Source organism: Methylobacterium nonmethylotrophicum (assembly GCF_004745635.1).
GTDB lineage: Bacteria > Pseudomonadota > Alphaproteobacteria > Rhizobiales > Beijerinckiaceae > Methylobacterium > Methylobacterium nonmethylotrophicum.
Map to the genome: position 1 here is coordinate 1 of NZ_SRLB01000021.1, position 17805 is coordinate 17805.

Here is a 17805-nt window from a genome sequence, read left to right on the forward strand (position 1 = left end):
TCCGTCAGCATCGCGTCTCCTCGCTCAAAGCGCGGAAACGCTCACGACCGCAATAGGTTCAAGTGACAACAGGCCCTCGGCAACTGTCCGGCGCGGCGCTCAGGAAAAACACGAACGTCGCAGACTTGCCCGCATCCAGGCACCATCGCTCCCTCGAGAGCAGCGCGATCATCGCTGCCGGGCGTTCATCTGTTCCCACCGTGACTTGGAATAGCCGCCCTCCGCGGTGACCCATACCGAGGAGGATTAGAGGCATAATATTCCTCTGCCAGTTCCAGTTGGTATCCGGCCGCGTACTGTAATGCCTTTTGATCTCAGCCTGAACGTTATTGTGCCATCTTCTCAAGAGGCCACGATTCAAATTCGAAGCCAGAGTGATTTCATGCACGCCAAGCGTGAAGGTTTCTCCTCGTGTCGAACTGGGAACACGAGTCAGATAGGTGTACAACGTGCCTCTCCTGATTGCGACACCGGACGTCCTGCTCGTTATAATTTACATTCCTATAATATGATTGCGCAAAAACTTCAAGTAGCAATAAGCGATGACACATGATGTAACAAGTGAATTTCCTATTTTGACTTTAATATTTTCGCTTTCAGCAATCCCGGAGAACGAGCGATCGTATCCGGGATGCGCCGATGATGTCTTTCCTTCGATCTCCAGCGATTGGCCGGGATCAAGTCGCCCTCAGTAGCGCGGGCCGCCCGAGGTGTTGCCGAGCTGCTGCTGGTAGCCCGGGCGCGACGGGTTGCGGGCGTTCGGGTCGCCGCGCATCATGTGGTTGCGGCGCATGTGCCGGCGCATCATGCGGTCGTGCCGCTTCATGTGGCGGTAATGGTGGTGGCGGCGCATGGCGACGGGCTCGACCGTCGCCCCGGGGCCTGCGACGGTCGGGGCGGGCCCGGTCACGGCGGCCGAGGCCGAGGTCAGGGCGAGACCGCCCAGCAGCACGCTCGCCGCCAGGGCCAGGGTCAGAGACTTCATCGCGGGATCTCCAGATGGTGGCCCCCAAGGCCAGCCAGCCCGACAATCTTCGGCCGGGCCCGATGTTCCGCTGCGGCACCGGAAATCGACAGGAAACCTTTCACTGCGGCAGCGCGCGGGTGCGGCGTCGACGACCGGCCCGGGTCCCGTCTTGCGCCTTGCCGCCGCCTCCGCCATCCCGGCGCCCATGCGCTCCCTCCCCTCCCTGCCGATCGACTCCGTCCTGGGCGACCTCGCGGCGTCCCTCGCGGATCCCGCCGCGCGCGGGCGCCCCAACGCCGTGCTGGTGGCGCCGCCGGGCGCCGGCAAGACCACCCGGGTGCCGCTCGCCCTCCTGGAGGCGCCCTGGCGCGGCGACCGCCGGATCATCCTGCTCGAGCCGCGCCGCCTCGCCGCCCGGGCGGCGGCCGAGCGCATGGCCGCGACCCTGGGCGAGGCGGTCGGCGAGACGGTGGGCCTGCGGGTGCGCCTCGGCTCGAAGGTCTCGGCCCGCACCCGCATCGAGGTCGTCACCGAGGGCGTCTTCGCCCGCATGATCCTGGACGATCCGGAGCTCGACGGGATCGCCGCGGTGCTGTTCGACGAGTTCCACGAGCGCTCCCTCGACGCCGATCTCGGACTGGCGCTCGCCGTCGACGCGCAGGGCGCGCTGCGGGAGGACCTGCGCCTCCTGGCGATGTCGGCGACGATCGACGGCGCCCGGGTCGCCGCCCTGATGGGGGACGCCCCGGTGATCGTCTCCGAGGGCCGCGCCTTCCCGGTCGAGACCCGCTACCTCGACCGCGACCCGCAAACCCGCCTGGAGGACGCGGTGACCGACGCCGTGATGCGGGCGCTGCGGGCCGAGCCGGGCTCGGTGCTCGCCTTCCTGCCGGGCCAGGCCGAGATCCGCCGCACCGAGGAGCGCCTGCGCGAGCGCCTGGCCGACTGGCCGGACGTCGACCTCGCCCCGCTCTACGGCGCCCTCGACCGGGCCGAGCAGGACCGGGCGGTGCGGCCGAGCCCGGCCGGCCGCCGCAAGGTCGTGCTCGCCACCTCCATCGCCGAGACCTCGCTGACCATCGACGGCGTGCGGGTGGTGGTCGATTCCGGCCTCGCCCGGGTGCCGGTCTACGAGCCGGATCTGGGGCTGACCCGCCTCGTCACCCAGCGCGCCTCCCGCGCCTCCGTCGACCAGCGCCGGGGCCGCGCCGGCCGCACGCAGGCGGGGGTGTGCTACCGCCTGTGGTCCGAGGCCGCGACCGGCGCGCTCGAGCCGTTCACCCGGCCCGAGATCCTGGCCGCCGACCTCGCCGGGCTGGTGCTCGACTGCGCCGCCTGGGGCGTCGCCGACCCGACCACCCTGCCCTTCCTCGACGCGCCCCCGGCCCCGGCGCTCGCGGAAGCCCGCGCCCTGCTGACCGGCCTCGACGCCCTCGACGGCGACGGCCGCCTGACCCCGGTCGGCCGGGCGTTGCGCGCCCTGCCGCTGCCGCCGCGCCTCGCCCGCATGGTGGTGACCGCCGCCGGGCGCGGCCGGGAGGCGGCCCGGGCCGCCGCCGACCTCGCCGCCGTGCTGGTGGAGCGCGGCCTCGGGGGCGACGCCGTCGAGCTTGCCGAGCGGGTCGAGCGCTTCCGCCGCGACCGCTCCGGCCGGGCCGAGGACATGCGCCGCCTCGCCGCCGGCTGGGCCCGGCTGGCGACCGGCATGGCGGCCGCGCCGGCCGCCGCCGCCGAGCCGCCGGAGACCGGCGCCCTCCTGGCCCTCGCCTATCCGGACCGCATCGCCCGGGCCCGGGGCAAGACCGGCGAGTACGTGCTGGCGAACGGCCGCGGCGGCGCCCTCGATCCCGCATCCGCCCTCGCCCGCGAGCCGTTCCTCGCCGTGGCCGAGATCGTCGGCAAGGCCGCGTCCGCCCGCATCCTCGCGGCGGCGCCGATCACGCTGCCGGCCATCGAGGCGCTGTTTCCCGAGCGCATCGAGGCCCGCACCCGGGTCGAGTTCGATCCCGACGCGCGGGCCCTGCGGGCCCGGGCCCAGCGCCGCCTCGGCGCCGTCTCGCTGGCCGAGCGCATCCTGCCGGTCCCGGCCGATGCCGACAGCGCCGCGATCCTGGCCCGCGGCCTCGCCTCCCTCGGGGTCGCCGCGCTGCCCTGGTCGAAGGCGGCGCAGCAATGGCGCGAGCGGGTGATGTTCTTGCGCGCCGCCGAGGGCGAGCCCTGGCCCGACCTCTCGGACGACCACCTCGCCGCGACCCTGCCCGACTGGCTCGGACCCCGGCTCGCCGGCCTCACCCGCCTCGACGAGATCGGCGCCGATCGGCTCTCGGACGCCCTGCACGACCTCGTGCCCTGGACTCTCCGCGCCCGCCTCGACGCCGAGGCGCCGACCCATATCGAGGTCCCGACCGGCTCGCGCATCCCGGTCGACTACGCCGCCGAGGGCGGTCCGGCGCTCGCCGTGCGGGTGCAGGAGCTGTTCGGGCTCACCCGCCATCCGACCATCGGCGGAGGCCGGGTGCCGCTGGTGCTCCACCTGCTCTCGCCGGCCCAGCGCCCGATCCAGATCACCCGCGACCTGCCGGGCTTCTGGCGCGGCTCCTGGGCGGCGGTGCGGGCCGACATGCGCGGGCAATACCCGAAGCACCCCTGGCCGGAGGATCCGCTCGCCGCCCCGCCGACCCGGCGGGCCAAGCCGCGGGGGACGTGAGGGGACAGTCCGCACGCGGCCACCGCAGCGGCCTGCGGATCAGCGCATCGCAGCCCGCAAGGAAATCGCAGCACTTTCTGTGAGAGGCTTGTTCGACCAAAGAAGACCGGTTCATGCTGCCCGACGACCTCGACACGATCGCCGCCGACTGGTGCTGGCAGACCGATGCGGATCTGCGGCTGACCGAGGTACGCGGTCGCTACGAGGCACTCACGGGTCAGCCCGTACCGCTCGGGCACCGGTGGCCCGGGCTCGTGCCCGACGAGGGCGGGGTGCCGGATGCGGCGGCGCTCCTGCGGCGGGAGCCGTTCCGGGACCTCGTCCTGGCGCACCGGCACCGCGACGGGCGGACGCGCTGGTTCCGCTTCGGCGGGGCGCCGGCGACGCAACCGGACGGCTCCTTCTCGGGCTATCGCGGGATCTGCGCCGAGGTGCCGGGGCCGCCGTCCGGCCACCTCGAGCAGGTGCGGCGCTGCGAGGCGGTGATCGAGGCCCTGCCGATCGGGGTGAGCCTGTTCGACCGGGACCTTCGCCTCATCGCCTTCAACGACCGCCTGCGCGCGCTCTTCGACCTGCCCCCCGAGCTCATGCGCCTCGGCACGCCGCTCGAGAGCCTGATCCGCGCCAGCGCCCGCACCGGCAACTATCCGCACCTGACCCCCGACGAGGCCTGGGATTTCGTCTCGGCACGCATCGCCCGGCGGGTCAAGCTGGAGCGCGAGCGGCCGCTGCCGAGCGGCCTCCTCCTCAAGACCACCATCACGCCGCTGCCCGACGGCAGCACCATGGTGACCCACGAGGACGCCACGGACCGCGCGCTCGCCGACGCGAAGCTGGCGGAGCAGAACCGGCGCCTCGACCACGCCCTCGCCCACATGTCGCACGGCCTCGTCCTGTTCGACGCCGAGCACCGGGTCACGGTCGTCAACCGGCAGTTCCTCGACCTCTACGGCCTGTCCCCCGAGACCGTGCATCCCGGCATCACCGCCGAGGAGCTGATCCACCGGCGCACGGAGGCCGGCAACTTCCCGGGCCTCACGCCCGGGGAGGCCTGGCTCCAGGTCCGGGAGCGCATCGCCTCACGCCGCCGCTACCGGCTCGACCAGACGCTGGTCGACGGCCGGGTCATCGCCGTGACCTACGCGCCGACGCCCGACGGCGGCTTCGTCACGGTGCACGAGGACGTCACCGCGGCCAAGCGCGCCGAGGCCCAGATCGTCCACATGGCGCGCCACGACGCCCTGACGGGGCTGCCCAACCGCGCCCTGCTGCACGACGGCCTGAGCGAGGCCCTGGCCCGGGGTGCGGGCGTCACGGCGATCCTGTGCCTCGACCTCGACCGCTTCAAGACGGTCAACGACACCCTCGGCCACGCCGTCGGCGACAAGCTCCTGCGCGAGGTGACGGCCCGGCTCACCGCCGAGGTCCGGGCCGAGGCCGGGGCCAGCCTCGCGACCCTGGCGCGGCTCGGCGGCGACGAGTTTGCCCTCATCCTGCAGCCGACCTCGCGCTTCCGCGCCGGCCGCCTCGCCCGCCGGCTGATCGAGGCGGTCGGGCGCGGCTACGACATCGACGGCAAGCGCATCAATGTCGGCCTGAGCGTCGGCATCGCGCTGACGCCCGCGGACGGGCGCGAGCCCGAGGGCCTGTTGCGGGCCGCCGACATGGCGCTCTACCGCGCCAAGGCCGACGGCCGGGGGATCTCCCGCTTCTTCGAGCCGGCCATGGATGCGGCCATCCAGACCCGGCGCGGCGTCGAGCTCGACCTCGGGACCGCGCTGGCGCAGGAGCAGTTCGCGCTCGCGTTCCAGCCGTTCCTCGACCTCTCCGCCAACCGGATCGCGGGGTTCGAGGCGCTGCTGCGCTGGCATCATCCGGTCCGCGGCGTGGTGAGCCCGGCCGCCTTCGTGCCGATCGCCGAGGAGACCGGCCTGATCGTGCCTCTCGGCGAGTGGGTGCTGCGGCAGGCCTGCCGCGAGGCCGCGCGCTGGCCGCACGCCGTCCGCGTCTCGGTCAACCTCTCGCCGGTGCAGTTCCGCGGCGGCGCCATCGACGCCACCGTGATCGCGGCCCTGCGCGAGGCCGACCTCGATCCGCGCCGGCTCGAACTCGAGATCACCGAGGGCGTGCTGCTCCAGGACAGCGAGGCGACGCTCGCCATGCTGCACCGCCTCAAGCGCCTCGGGGTGCGGATCGCGATGGACGATTTCGGCACCGGCTACTCGTCCCTCGGCTACCTGCGGGCCTTCCCGTTCGACAAGATCAAGATCGACCGCGCCTTCGTGGCCGACCTCGCGGTGCGGCCCGATGCGCTGGCCATCGTGCGGGCGGTGACGACGCTGGCCGACAGCCTCGGCATGAGCACCACCGCCGAAGGGGTCGAGACCGAGGAGCAGCTCGCCCATCTGCGCGCGGCGGGCTGCACCGAGGTCCAGGGCTACCTGATCAGCCGACCGGTGGCGGCCGGTGCGGTGGCGCCGATGCTGAGATGCGGGTGACCGTCCGGGCGAGAGGCGAAGGTCCCGGCGCGGCCGGTCTTGCCCACCGCGCCGGTCCCGGGTGACGCCCGGCCGTCGGCTAGGACGGCTTTGCCGCCCGTCACTCGTCCTCGCCGTGGCCCAGGCTCTTCGGGGTCACGAACCGCTCGACGACGCCGTCCCCGGCCTCGACGGTCGCCCACGACTCCGCCGGCAGATCGATCACGGCGATCGCCGCGGTCGGATACTTCCTGGTCAGCGCCCGCCGCGCCTCCCCCGGCTTCGACAGGAGCCGGGCGAGGTCCTGGACGCCCGGGTTGTGCCCGATCATCAGGGCGGTCGCGGCGTCGTCCGGGATCGCCCGCACCACGTCGAGGAGGCGCGAGACCGGCGCCTCGTAGATCTGCGGCACGGTCTCGTCCGGCACCGCCCCGAGGGCCGGCTTGACGAGGTCCCAGGTCTCCTGCGTGCGCCGGGCCGGCGAGACCAGCACCCGGTCGGGGATCAGCGCTTGCGCCGCCAGGTAGGCGGCCATCTTCGGCGCCGCCTCCCGCCCGCGGGGGGCGAGCGGCCGGTCGGCATCGGCCATGCCCTCCGGCCAGTCGGACTTGGCGTGGCGGAGCAGGATGAGGCGGCGCATCGGCTCAGCGTCCCTCGCGGCGGCTCAGGAAAGCGAGCTTCTCGAAGAGCCCGACATCCTGCTCGTTCTTCAGCAGCGCCCCGTGCAGCGGCGGGATCAGCTTGCGGGGATCGCGCTCGCGCAGCTGCTCGGGCCCGATATCCTCGGCCATCAGGAGCTTCAGCCAGTCGAGCAGCTCGGAGGTCGACGGTTTCTTCTTGAGGCCCGGCGCCTCGCGCACCTCGAAGAAGATCCGCAAAGCCTCCTCGACCAGGCGCTGCTTGATGCCCGGGTAGTGGACGTCGACGATCGCCTTCAGCGTGTCGGCGTCCGGGAACTTGATGTAGTGGAAGAAGCAGCGGCGCAGGAAGGCGTCCGGCAGCTCCTTCTCGTTGTTCGAGGTGATGATCACGATCGGCCGGCGCGCCGCCCGCACGGTCTCGCCGGTCTCGTAGACGTGGAACTCCATCCGGTCGAGCTCGAGCAGCAGGTCGTTCGGGAACTCGATGTCGGCCTTGTCGATCTCGTCGATCAGCAGCACCGGCCGCTCGGGCGCCGTGAAGGCGTCCCAGAGCTTGCCGCGGCGGATGTAGTTGGCGATGTCGGAGACCCGCGGGTCGCCGAGCTGCGAGTCGCGCAGGCGCGAGACCGCGTCGTACTCGTAGAGGCCCTGCTGCGCCTTGGTGGTCGACTTGATGTGCCAGGTCAGCAGCGGGGCGTTCAAGCCCCGGGCGATCTCCTCCGCCAGGACGGTCTTGCCGGTGCCCGGCTCGCCCTTGACGAGGAGCGGCCGCTCCAGGGTGATGGCGGCGTTGACCGCGACGGTGAGGTCGCCGGTGGCGACGTAGCTCTCGGTTCCGGTGAAGCGCATCGGGCTCGTATCAGTCCTGTCGTCCGGGAATTTTCTTCGAACCTATGCGGCGAAAGCCGCGCTGGCGAGCCCCGCGGCGAAGTCAGAGCTTCGAGGGATCGAACCACACGCAGCTGCGGGCGATCACGGCGAAGTTCACCTCCGAGCGGGCCGGCTGGGGCAGCAATTCGCCGTCGATCGCCACCGTGGTCTGGTTCGAGGTGGCGCCGTCGCCGAAGGTCTGGGGCCGGGTCACGTAGCAATACTGCTTCTCGGGCTTCTGCTCGTCGCCCTTGAAGTTCCAGCCGGTGACGATCGAGCCGTCGAGGTAGGGCACGGTCTTGAACACCGTGAAGCTCGTGCGCACGGCCGCCGCCGCGGAAGCCGGCGCCTCGGTCTTGCCCTGGTTGCCGGTGAGCGAGGACACGTCGGGCCGGCCCTTCGCCGCCGGCACCCCGCCCTCGATCTTGAGGGTGTTGTCGGTGAGCCGGACCTCGCCGCTCGTCTTGATCGTCGTCGTCTCGAGGGCCTGGGTCAGGGCCTTCGCGAGCTTGTCGGAGGCGTTCCCGACCTCGTTCATCGTGGCGTAGCCGTAGAAGGCGGCGCCGAGGCCGGCACCGGCCAGCCCCACGAAGACCCCGAGGCCGATCGCCCGGAACAGGAACGCGCGGGCGTTGGAGATCCGGGCCTCGGCCCGCAGGCGCCCGTTGACGTGCTGGGCGAGCGCCACGTTCTCCGGCGTGCCCGGTGCGAGGTAGCTCACGGTCTCGGCCTCTCGATGCGGTCGTCGTCGCGCGCCGGCGGCGACGGGGGCGTGCCGGCCTGCGGCACGGTCGGCGAGCGGCGCTGGTCGAGGGGGATCGCGGCGCCCGACGCCACAGCCGCCTCCCGCATCGCCCGCTGCGCGTCCTGGATCTGGGTCGCGCTCTCCGCCACCTGGTTGAGGAGCAGCGGCACGCCCTCGGCCTGCATCACCGCGTCGAGGTCGTCCTCGTCGCCGTAGGTCCTGCGCACCTGCACGGCGCAGAGCGCCAGGAGCGTCGACGCGAAGGCCGCGCAGAGCGCCGGCGCGAACACGAAGACCCGCAGGAAGGCGTGGACCTGCTGGTCGGTGACGTCGACCGGATCGGCGCCGTAGACCATCGCGGTGAAGGAGTGCAATTGCGAGCGCCGCACCGCGTCGCGGTAGACGCCTTCGGCTTCCGTCACCCGGCGGTCGGCGGCGGCGCGGTCGAGCTGGGCCCGGGCGGCGCGGGCCTCCGCCAGGTTCCTGGCCACCACCGCCCGCTCGTCGCCGGCGGATTTCAGGCTGCCGGCGATGGTGGCGGTGCGCGGATCGGTGACGCAGCGCAGGTAGCTGTAGCGCTTGCCGCGGCTGTTGGTGCCCGACAGCCGCTCGCAGCGCTGGCCCGGCAGCCCGGCGAGCTGGGACGACGCCTCCGTGGTGCGCTTCTCGAGCGCCGCGGCCTCGGCCGCGTACTGCGCCACCCGGGCATCGGCCTGGGCGATGCGGTTGTCGATCGTGCCGCGGTCGGCCTCCGCTTCCCGCAGGGCAGTGCGGGCCTTCGACGCTTCGGCGAGGCGGGGATGGAACATCATCTCGCCGAGCTGCGACACCGACTTGGTGGTCACGCCGGCGGCCATCACGATGCCGATCACCGCGAGGCCCTTGATCAGCCAGTCGCGCTGCACCCGGATCAGGATGCCGAGCGGCACCCGGCACAGCTCGATCGCCGCGTAGACGATCGGCGCCAGTAGCATGAACCAGAAGCTCTGGTCGTTGCGGTCGGCATAGGTCTCGGCGAAGAACCAGGCCCCGGCGAGCGAGGTGCAGATCACCAGCGCCTCGACCACGTACGCGATGGCGACGTAGCCCCAGCGGATGCGGTAGCCCTTGCGGATCGCCCGGTCCTGCTTCCAGGCATCGGTCTCGTCGGTCCAGGCGCGCTGCTCGCGCGAGACCACCCGGTCGGGAGGCTGTCTGCCCATCGCGGCTCCTTGCGCCGGCCGCCCGGGAGCGGCCGCGTACACGGATTCTCAATCCTTCGTCCTATGCGGGTTTTGCGCCGAAAATGCGCCCTCTGCGAGCGGGGCTCGCCGCGGCGCAGCGTCCGGGCCGCGGTTTACGCACCGCAAAACGCTCCTGGCCGCGTTAGAACGTGCACCCTGGCGCGGTTCCTGCGCCGATTCCGACGCCGCCAGGCCGGCGTCGCCAGACTGGAGCGAGGCCCCGCATGTCGGACGACCGCTACCACAAGGACCGGCTGGGCAACCGCCGGCTGAACCCCGAGACCCTGATGCTCGGCTACGGCTACGACCCCGCCCTCTCGGAGGGGGCGGTGAAGCCGCCGGTCTTCCTGACCTCGACCTTCGTGTTCACCTCCGCCGAGCACGGCAAGGCGTTCTTCGACTACGTCTCGGGCAGGCGCGAGCCGCCGGCCGGCGAGGCGGCGGGTCTGGTCTATTCCCGCTTCAACCATCCCAACAGCGAGATCGTCGAGGACCGCCTGGCGGTGTTCGAGGAGGCCGAGGCGGCGCTCCTGTTCTCGTCGGGCATGTCGGCGATCGCCACCGTGATCCTGGCGCACGCCCGGCCCGGCGACGTCGTGCTGCATTCCCAGCCGCTCTACGGCGGCACCGAGACGCTGATCGCCAAGACGCTCGCGGGCTTGCGGATCGGCGCCGTCGGCTTCCAGGACGGCACCGACGCGGCGAGCGTCACGGCGGCGGCGGAGGCCGCCGAGGCCCTGGCGGCGAAGACCGGCGGGCGCGTCAGCGTCGTGATGGTCGAGACGCCGTCGAATCCCCTGAACACGCTGGTCGACCTCGCGCTCGTGCGCCAGGCCGCCGACCGGATCGGCGCCCGCCAAAGCGGGGCGGCGCCGGCGGTGGTCTGCGACAACACCCTGCTCGGGCCGCTCTTCCAGCACCCCCTGCGACACGGCGCCGACATCTCGGTCTACTCGCTGACGAAGTATGTCGGCGGCCATTCCGACCTCATCGCCGGGGCGGCGCTCGGCTCGGCCGCCCGGATGAAGCCGGTGCGGCTCCTGCGCTCGGCGATCGGCACCCAGCTCGATCCGCATTCCTGCTGGATGCTGGGACGCTCGCTGGAAACCCTGACCCTGCGGATGGAGAAGGCCAACCGCAACGGCGAGATCATCGCCGAGCGGCTGCGGGCCCACCCGAAGGTCACGCGCCTGCACCATCTCGGCCATCTCGCGCCCGGCTCCGGCGCCGCCCGGGTCTATGCCGCGCAATGCGCCGCCCCGGGCTCGACCTTCTCGTTCGACGTCGCGGGGGCTGAGCCGGAGGCGTTCCGGGTGCTCAACGCGCTCCAGCTGTTCAAGCTCGCGGTGAGCCTGGGCGGCACCGAATCGCTCGCCAGCCACCCGGCCTCGACGACGCATTCCGGCGTGCCGAAGGAGGTACGCGACCGCCTCGGCATCACCGACGCGACGATCCGGGTCTCGATCGGCATCGAGCATCCGGAGGACCTGGCGGCGGACCTGGAGGCGGCGCTCGCGACGCTGGAGTGATGCCGCCACGCGAGCCCGAAAGCGCCGGCCACCCGCCCTTTTGGCTTGCCCCGCCGGGTCCCCTCCGCAAGATGGCCGCCCGCACCCCGACCGCTTCGCGGCCGGGCGGTCCCATCCGCACAGCGAAGAGGCCCCGCCGCTCCCGATGACCGAGCCCGCCGCGTCCGGTTCCTACAAGGAGGTCATCCTGTTCCTGGTCACGGCCGGGATCGTGGTGCCGCTGTTCCACCGCCTGCGCATCAGCCCGGTTCTCGGCTTCATCGGGGCCGGGGCCCTCCTCGGGCCGTCGGGCCTCGGGCGGCTCACCGACGTGGCGCCCTGGCTCGGCGCGATGACGATCTCGAACCGCACCGAGATCGCGCATCTCGCCGAGCTCGGCGTGGTCTTCCTGATGTTCATGATCGGGGTCGAGCTGTCCTGGGAGCGCCTGCGGGTGCTGCGCCGCCTCGTCTTCGGCCTCGGCTCGCTGCAGGTGGTGGTGTCGAGCCTCCTCGTCGGGGTGGTGCTGATGGCGCTCGAGGTGCCGCCCACCGCCGCGATCCTGGTCGGGCTGGCGCTGGCGCTCTCCTCCACCGCCATCGTGGTGCCGGTGCTGGCCGAGCAGAAGCGGCTCAACACGCCGGCCGGCCGGTCGAGCTTCGCGGTGCTGCTGTTCCAGGACCTCGCCGTGGCGCCGGTGCTGTTCGCCATCGCGGTCCTCGGCCGCAAGGACAGCGACGCGCTCTCCGGCCTCGCGGTGGCGCTCGGCCAGGCCGCGGTGGCGCTGGCGCTGCTCGTGGTCGCGGGGCGCCTGGGCCTGCGGCCGCTGTTCCAGCTCGTCGCCCGCACCCGCAGCCCCGAACTGTTCATGGCCGCCTGCCTCCTGGTCATCGCGGCCACCGCCCTCGTGGCGGCGGGAAGCGGCCTGTCGATGACGCTCGGGGCGTTCGTCGCCGGCCTGCTCCTCGCCGAGACCGAGTACCGCCGGGCGATCGAGGCCACCATCGACCCGTTCAAGGGCCTGCTGCTGGGCGTGTTCTTCGTCTCGGTCGGCATGGGCATCGACCCGGCGGTGCTGATGAAGACCCCGCTCACCATCCTGGGGCTCGCCCTCGGGCTGATCGTGATCAAGGGCGCGGTGATCCTGGGCGTCGGGACGGCCCTTCGTCTGCCCCGTGCGGTGGCGCTCGAGAGCGCCCTCTTGCTCGGGCCGGGGGGCGAGTTCGCCTTCGTGCTCGTCGGCAGCGCCATCGCGGCGGGGCTGGTGCCCGACGATCTCGGCCAGGCGGCGCTCGTCGTCACCACCGCCACGATGGTGATGATTCCCGGCCTCGCGGCGCTCGCCCGCCGGCTCGGCCGGCGGATCGACCGCACCGCCCTCGGCCGGGCCCGGGCCGAGCCGCCCCCGCCCGAGCGCCAGCCCGGCCGGGTGATCGTGGCGGGCTACGGCCGGGTCGGCCGGCTCGTCGCCGAGATGCTGGCGCGCCACAAGGTGCCCTACATCGCCCTCGACATGGACGCCGCCCGCGTCTCCGACCAGCGCCGCCTCGGCAACCCGGTCTATTTCGGCGATTCGGCCAATCCCGAGCTCCTGCGCCGCTGCGGCATCGACACCGCCCGCGCCCTCGTGGTGACGCTCGACCAGCCCCGGGCCGTCGAGGCGGTGGTGGCCGCCGCCCGCGCCGAGCGGCCGGACCTGACCATCGTCGCCCGGGCGCGAGACGCCCGCCACGCCACCGCCCTCTACGAGATGGGCGTCGACGACGCGGTGCCGGAGACGATCGAGGCCTCGCTCCAGCTCTCGGAGGCGGTGCTGGTCGATGTCGGGGTGCCGATGGGGCTGGTCATCGCCTCGATCCACGAGCGCCGCGACGAGTTCCGGGCGCTGCTGCGGCGCAAGGAGGCGGCCGAACCCCCGCCGTTCCAGGCCCGGCGCACCGTCGGCAAGGCCCCGTGAGACGGCCATGATGAGCGGGCTCGGGCCGCAGCAGGAGGCGGCGCTCAAGGCGGTGTCGGACTGGCTGAAGCGCGGCACCCCGCAGGTCTTCCGCCTGTTCGGCTTCGCCGGCACCGGCAAGACCACGCTCGCCCGGCGGCTGGCCGAGGATGTCGAGGGCGGCGTGCTGTTCTGCGCCTATACGGGCAAGGCGGCCTCCGTGATGCGCGCCCGCGGCTGCCCGGACGCCTCCACGATCCACAGCCTGATCTACCGCACCCGCGAGGATTCCGAGGGCGGGCCGGCCTTCACCCTCAACCGCACCGGGCCGGTGAGCAAGGCTGCGCTCGTCGTCATCGACGAGTGCTCGATGGTCGACGGCGACCTCGGCAACGACCTCCTGTCCTTCGGCACGCCGGTGCTGGTGCTCGGCGATCCGGCGCAGCTGCCGCCGGTCAAGGGCGGCGGCTTCTTCACCGAGGCCCAGCCCGACGTGATGCTGACGGACGTCCACCGCCAGGCCGCCGACAACCCGATCGTGCGCCTCGCCATGACGGTGCGGGAGGGCAACCGGCTCGATTACGGCGCCTACGGCGAGAGCCGGGTGATCCCGCGCCGGGAGATCGACCCCGCCACGGTGCTGGCCGCCGACCAGGTGCTGGTCGGCCTCAACCGCACCCGGCGGCTCTATAACCGCCGCATCCGCGAGCTGATCGGCCATTCCGACCCGATGCCGGCGGTGGGCGAGAAGCTGGTCTGCCTGCGCAACGACCGCACCAAGGGCCTGCTCAACGGCTCGACCTGGACCGTCCAGGCCCTGCGCGCCGCTCCCCGCCCCGACCTCGTGCGCCTCGACGTGGTGCCGGAGGACGATCCGGCGCTCCGCCGCAAGCCCCAGGACATCCGGGTGCTGCGCTCGGTGATCGCCGGCAGCGACGAGGAGGTGCCGGCGATCCTGCGGCGCGAGACGGAGGAGTTCACCTACGGCTACGCGCTCACCGTGCACAAGGCGCAGGGGTCGCAGTGGGACAAGGTCGTTCTGTTCGACGAATCCTATGCCTTCCGCGAGCATCGGGCGCGCTGGCTCTACACGGCGCTGACGCGGGCGGCGGAGGTGATCACGGTGGTGGTGTAGGGGCCGACGGGCCGGCTTGAACATCCGCGCCCACGCGGTAACTCATCGGCATGTCCATCGAAGTGTCCTACACGCTACGGAAGACCGAGCCCGGCGCCCTGCTCCGGGAGCTCGACGATGTGCGCGTGCTGACCGACGTGACGTCCGACGACGGGGACACGATTACCGCCGGCACGGAAGGCACGGTCGTCGCCGTGTGGAACGGGGGCGAGGCCTACGACATCGAGTTTCCGGAGCCGCTGGGAGCGCTCGCGACCGTGAGGGCCGCGGATCTCGCGCGTGTCGGGCGCTCGGTGCCTTGAGCGAGGACGAGTGGCGGCCGGCCCTCGAGGTGCCGGGCAGCAAGCTCGTTCATTACCTGCTGAACGTCGATCATCCCAAGGGCGGCCCGAAGGCGCGTTTCTTCCTGGCCTTCGGCTTCGATCCCACTCAGCCTGAGACCATGGCGGAGGCCCTCATCCTTACGCGACCGACGCCCGGTGCGTCCCGCACCTCGCGGAGAACGGCCCCTATCGCAGGATGATCGTCGAGGGGGGCCGATGGAGACGCCGGACGGCCGCCGACCGCAGGTCCGCAGGTCCGCAGCGTGTGGCAATTGCAGGATGGATCGATGTGGCGTCTCATCACGGCCGTGCCGCTCACCTGACGCGACATGAACCTGTCGAGCCGCATGTTGAGTTGAAGCGGGTGGGAGGTGGTACTTTGATCGACACCCCTCATGACCACGCGATCGAAGAGTTGCGCAGGCTGGTCCGCGAAGGCCTCGAAAGCGGGCCGAGCCCGTGGGAGACCATAGCCGAAGTGAAGGCCGAGGCGCGTCGGCGCTCGGAGGCATCGGTCGCGAAGGCCGGCCCGGATGATCCTGCGCGCACGCCTCAGGCCGGCCGGTCTTGCGCCACGATTCCGAGCACGGCGGCAACGGCTTCCGAGGGTGACAATGCCGCACTGTCGATGACGAGCCGCGGCCGGTCCCACGGCTGGTAGTCGCTGCGCTGAATCGCCTCCCACGAGGGCGGGACGAGGCCGGGAATGTCGGACACCCGACCTTCGACGCGGCGGCGATGCTCTTCGGCATCCGGGCACACGACCTCGACCTCGATCAGCCGCGCCGCGGAGCGGGCGGCCACGGCCCGCCATCCGTCGCGGCTGGCGGTGACCGGGTTGACGCAATCGGCCACGACGGTCCGCCCATCGTCGAGGTTCGCCCCCGCGAGGTCCTGCGCCACCGCGTAGCCGGCTGCAGCCACGGCGCCCGCCGGCACGCCCGCATCCCGGATCGCCTGCTCGATGATGTCTATTCGCAGGTAGGTCGCCGCGAGGGCGCGGGCGAGCGCGCGGGAGATGGTTGTCTTTCCGGTCCCGGGCAGGCCACCGAACACGATCAGCATTGGCGCGGCCTCCCGGCGATCGCGACGGAGAAGGGCGGAGACGGCCGGCTCTTCGACCTCGCCATATCACGTCACCCGGCGTCAGACAGGCGGCCCGGCCGCCGGATCGTCGCGCCCGCCCGCGTCCACGCTGGACGAACGCCGCCGCAACCCCCACCTACGCCGCAGCACGGACACGGACAGCCTGCCCGGAGAGACATCCTTGGCCAACGACGACGCGGGGGGCGCCCCCCGCATGCATGCGACGACGATCCTGATGGTGCGCAAGGGCGGCCGGGTGGTGATCGGGGGCGACGGGCAGGTCAGCCTCGGCCAGACCATCGTCAAGGGCAATGCCCGCAAGGTCCGGCGCCTCGCCAAGGGGGCGGTGATCGGGGGCTTTGCCGGCGCCACCGCCGACGCCTTCACGCTGTTCGAGCGGCTGGAAGCCAAGCTCGAACAGTACCCGGGCCAGCTCACCCGGGCCTGCGTCGAGCTGACCAAGGACTGGCGCACCGACCGCTACCTGCGCCGCCTCGAGGCGATGATGCTGGTGGCCGACAAGGACGTGAGCCTGCTCCTCTCCGGCGCCGGCGACGTGCTGGAGCCCGAGGGCGGCGTGATGGCGATCGGCTCGGGCGGCAACTACGCGCTGGCCGCCGCCCGGGCGCTGGAGGAGCAGGACCTCGACGCCGAGGCGATCGTGCGCCGCGCCATGCGGATCGCCGCCGAGATCTGCGTCTACACCAACGCCAACCTGGTGATCGAGAGCCTGGACGCGGCTTGAGCGCCCTCCCCGATCCCGTCCCCACGGCCCGAGACATCCCCGCTAGCATCCCATGACCACCTTCTCCCCCCGCGAAATCGTCTCCGAGCTCGACCGCTACATCGTCGGCCAGGGCGACGCGAAGCGCGCGGTCGCGATCGCGTTGCGCAACCGCTGGCGCCGCCAGCAGCTCCAGGGTCCGCTCCGCGAGGAGGTGGCGCCCAAGAACATCCTGATGATCGGCCCGACGGGGTGCGGCAAGACCGAGATCTCGCGCCGCCTGGCGCGGCTCGCCGGCGCCCCCTTCCTGAAGGTCGAGGCGACGAAGTTCACGGAAGTGGGCTATGTCGGCCGCGATGTCGAGCAGATCGTGCGCGACCTCGTCGAGGTCGGCATCGGCCTGAAGCGCGACGAGAAGCGCCGCTTCGTGCAGGCCAAGGCGGAGGCCGCGGCCGAGAACCGGGTGCTCGATGCCCTCGTCGGCCCGACCGCGAGCCAGGCCACCCGGGACGCCTTCCGCAAGCGCTTGCGCGCCGGCGAGCTCGACGACAAGGAGGTCGAGCTGGAACTGGCGGCGGGGGCCCCACAGGGCATGCCGATGTTCGAGATACCGGGCATGCCCGGCGCGGCGATGGGGGCGATCAACCTCGGCGACATGCTCGGCAAGGCGCTGGGCGGCCAGAAGGGCAAGCCGCGGCGGATGACCGTCCGGGACGCCCACGCGCCGCTGATCAGCGAGGAATCCGACAAGCTCCTCGACCAGGAGAGCGTGGTGCAGGAGGCCCTGCGCGACGTGCAGGACAACGGCATCGTCTTCCTCGACGAGATCGACAAGATCTGCGCCCGCGAGGGCCGCTCCGGCGCCGACGTCTCGCGCGAGGGCGTGCAGCGCGACCTGCTGCCCTTGATCGAGGGCACCACCGTCGCGACCAAGCACGGGCCGGTGAAGACCGACCACATCCTGTTCATCGCCAGCGGCGCCTTCCACGTCTCGAAGCCCTCCGACCTGCTGCCGGAGCTGCAGGGGCGCCTGCCGATCCGGGTCGAGCTGAGCCCGCTCACCGTCGACGATTTCCGGCGCATCCTGACCGAGACCGAGGCGAGCCTGACCAAGCAGGCGGTCGCCCTGATGGCGACGGAGGGCGTGACGATCGACTTCACCGACGACGCGATCGACGCGCTCGCCCGGGTCGCGGTCGACGTGAACTCCTCGGTGGAGAATATCGGCGCGCGGCGGCTCCAGACGGTGCTGGAGCGGGTGCTCGACGACGTCTCGTTCACGGCGCCCGACCGCTCCGGCGAGACGGTGACGATCGATGCCGCTTACGTGCGCGACCGGGTCGAGAGCCTGGCGCAGAACGCGGATCTGAGCCGGTTCATCCTCTGAGGGTCACCTGACGCGTCATGTCAGCCCGGGTTCTCGCCCTCGGCGAGCCCCGGCATGACCCGGACGCTGAAACCGC

General features: G+C 72.1%; 16 protein-coding genes. 9 read left to right on the forward strand and 7 right to left on the reverse strand.

Annotated elements, in window-relative coordinates; all coding sequences use genetic code 11:
* Positions 1–58: 58 nt before the first annotated feature.
* Both EU555_RS24480 and EU555_RS24485 read right to left on the reverse strand, forming a co-directional pair.
* Entirely contained in the window at positions 59–448 is a 390-nt protein-coding gene (locus EU555_RS24480; protein ID WP_135417837.1) for a hypothetical protein, read from the reverse strand.
* A 240-nt stretch (positions 449–688) separates the two neighbouring features.
* Positions 689–985, reverse strand: coding sequence for a hypothetical protein (locus EU555_RS24485; protein ID WP_135417838.1), 297 nt, complete (start codon positions 983–985; stop codon positions 689–691).
* A gap of 187 nt (positions 986–1172) precedes the next feature.
* Here EU555_RS24485 and hrpB point away from each other — a divergent pair, with 187 nt between their 5' ends.
* Both hrpB and EU555_RS24495 read left to right on the forward strand, forming a co-directional pair.
* On the forward strand, positions 1173–3674 hold the full coding sequence (gene hrpB / locus EU555_RS24490; RefSeq protein ID WP_135417839.1) for an ATP-dependent helicase HrpB: 2502 nt from the start codon (positions 1173–1175) through the stop codon (positions 3672–3674).
* 113 nt (positions 3675–3787) lie between these two features.
* Positions 3788–6172 carry a putative bifunctional diguanylate cyclase/phosphodiesterase gene (locus EU555_RS24495; RefSeq protein WP_135417840.1) on the forward strand — a complete coding sequence of 795 codons (2385 nt, stop codon included), beginning with the start codon at positions 3788–3790 and terminating at the stop codon, positions 6170–6172.
* A 100-nt stretch (positions 6173–6272) separates the two neighbouring features.
* Here EU555_RS24495 and EU555_RS24500 read toward each other — a convergent pair whose 3' ends face one another.
* The 4 genes from EU555_RS24500 to EU555_RS24515 form a co-directional block, all read right to left on the reverse strand.
* Positions 6273–6791 carry a SixA phosphatase family protein gene (locus EU555_RS24500; RefSeq protein WP_135417841.1) on the reverse strand — a complete coding sequence of 173 codons (519 nt, stop codon included), beginning with the start codon at positions 6789–6791 and terminating at the stop codon, positions 6273–6275.
* Positions 6792–6795: 4 nt separating this feature from the next.
* Positions 6796–7641, reverse strand: a complete 846-nt coding sequence (locus tag EU555_RS24505; protein WP_135417842.1) for an AAA family ATPase — start codon at positions 7639–7641, stop codon at positions 6796–6798.
* 82 nt (positions 7642–7723) lie between these two features.
* Complete coding sequence (locus tag EU555_RS24510; protein ID WP_135417843.1) at positions 7724–8383, reverse strand: hypothetical protein; 660 nt, start codon at positions 8381–8383, stop codon at positions 7724–7726.
* Positions 8380–9609, reverse strand: coding sequence for an ATPase (locus EU555_RS24515; protein WP_135417844.1), 1230 nt, complete (start codon positions 9607–9609; stop codon positions 8380–8382). The genes EU555_RS24510 and EU555_RS24515 overlap by 4 nt, the downstream gene beginning before the upstream one ends.
* A 245-nt stretch (positions 9610–9854) precedes the next feature.
* Here EU555_RS24515 and EU555_RS24520 point away from each other — a divergent pair, with 245 nt between their 5' ends.
* The 5 genes from EU555_RS24520 to EU555_RS37160 all read left to right on the forward strand — a co-directional run bounded on the left by EU555_RS24520 (position 9855) and on the right by EU555_RS37160 (position 14732).
* On the forward strand, positions 9855–11159 hold the full coding sequence (locus EU555_RS24520) for a cystathionine gamma-synthase family protein (protein ID WP_135417845.1): 1305 nt from the start codon (positions 9855–9857) through the stop codon (positions 11157–11159).
* A 145-nt stretch (positions 11160–11304) separates the two neighbouring features.
* The gene (locus tag EU555_RS24525; RefSeq protein WP_135417846.1) at positions 11305–13095 is read left to right on the forward strand and encodes a cation:proton antiporter domain-containing protein; all 1791 of its coding nucleotides are present in this window, start codon (positions 11305–11307) and stop codon (positions 13093–13095) included.
* Positions 13096–13102: 7 nt separating this feature from the next.
* A complete protein-coding gene (locus EU555_RS24530) occupies positions 13103–14209 on the forward strand; it encodes an ATP-dependent DNA helicase (protein WP_425375147.1) in 1107 nt (368 codons plus the stop codon).
* A 50-nt stretch (positions 14210–14259) separates the two neighbouring features.
* Positions 14260–14511, forward strand: a complete 252-nt coding sequence (locus EU555_RS24535) for a DUF4926 domain-containing protein (RefSeq protein ID WP_135417847.1) — start codon at positions 14260–14262, stop codon at positions 14509–14511.
* Positions 14508–14732: a DUF6883 domain-containing protein gene (locus EU555_RS37160; protein ID WP_245524468.1), complete on the forward strand. Its 225-nt coding sequence runs from the start codon at positions 14508–14510 to the stop codon at positions 14730–14732. The genes EU555_RS24535 and EU555_RS37160 overlap by 4 nt, the downstream gene beginning before the upstream one ends.
* A 352-nt stretch (positions 14733–15084) precedes the next feature.
* Here EU555_RS37160 and EU555_RS24545 read toward each other — a convergent pair whose 3' ends face one another.
* Positions 15085–15597, reverse strand: a complete 513-nt coding sequence (locus tag EU555_RS24545; protein ID WP_135417848.1) for a P-loop nucleotide/nucleoside kinase family protein — start codon at positions 15595–15597, stop codon at positions 15085–15087.
* A 235-nt stretch (positions 15598–15832) separates the two neighbouring features.
* Here EU555_RS24545 and hslV point away from each other — a divergent pair, with 235 nt between their 5' ends.
* A complete protein-coding gene (gene hslV, locus EU555_RS24550; protein ID WP_135417925.1) occupies positions 15833–16363 on the forward strand; it encodes an ATP-dependent protease subunit HslV in 531 nt (176 codons plus the stop codon).
* A 52-nt stretch (positions 16364–16415) separates the two neighbouring features.
* Positions 16416–17729: an ATP-dependent protease ATPase subunit HslU gene (gene hslU / locus EU555_RS24555; RefSeq protein WP_135417849.1), complete on the forward strand. Its 1314-nt coding sequence runs from the start codon at positions 16416–16418 to the stop codon at positions 17727–17729.
* Positions 17730–17805 lie beyond the last annotated feature (76 nt).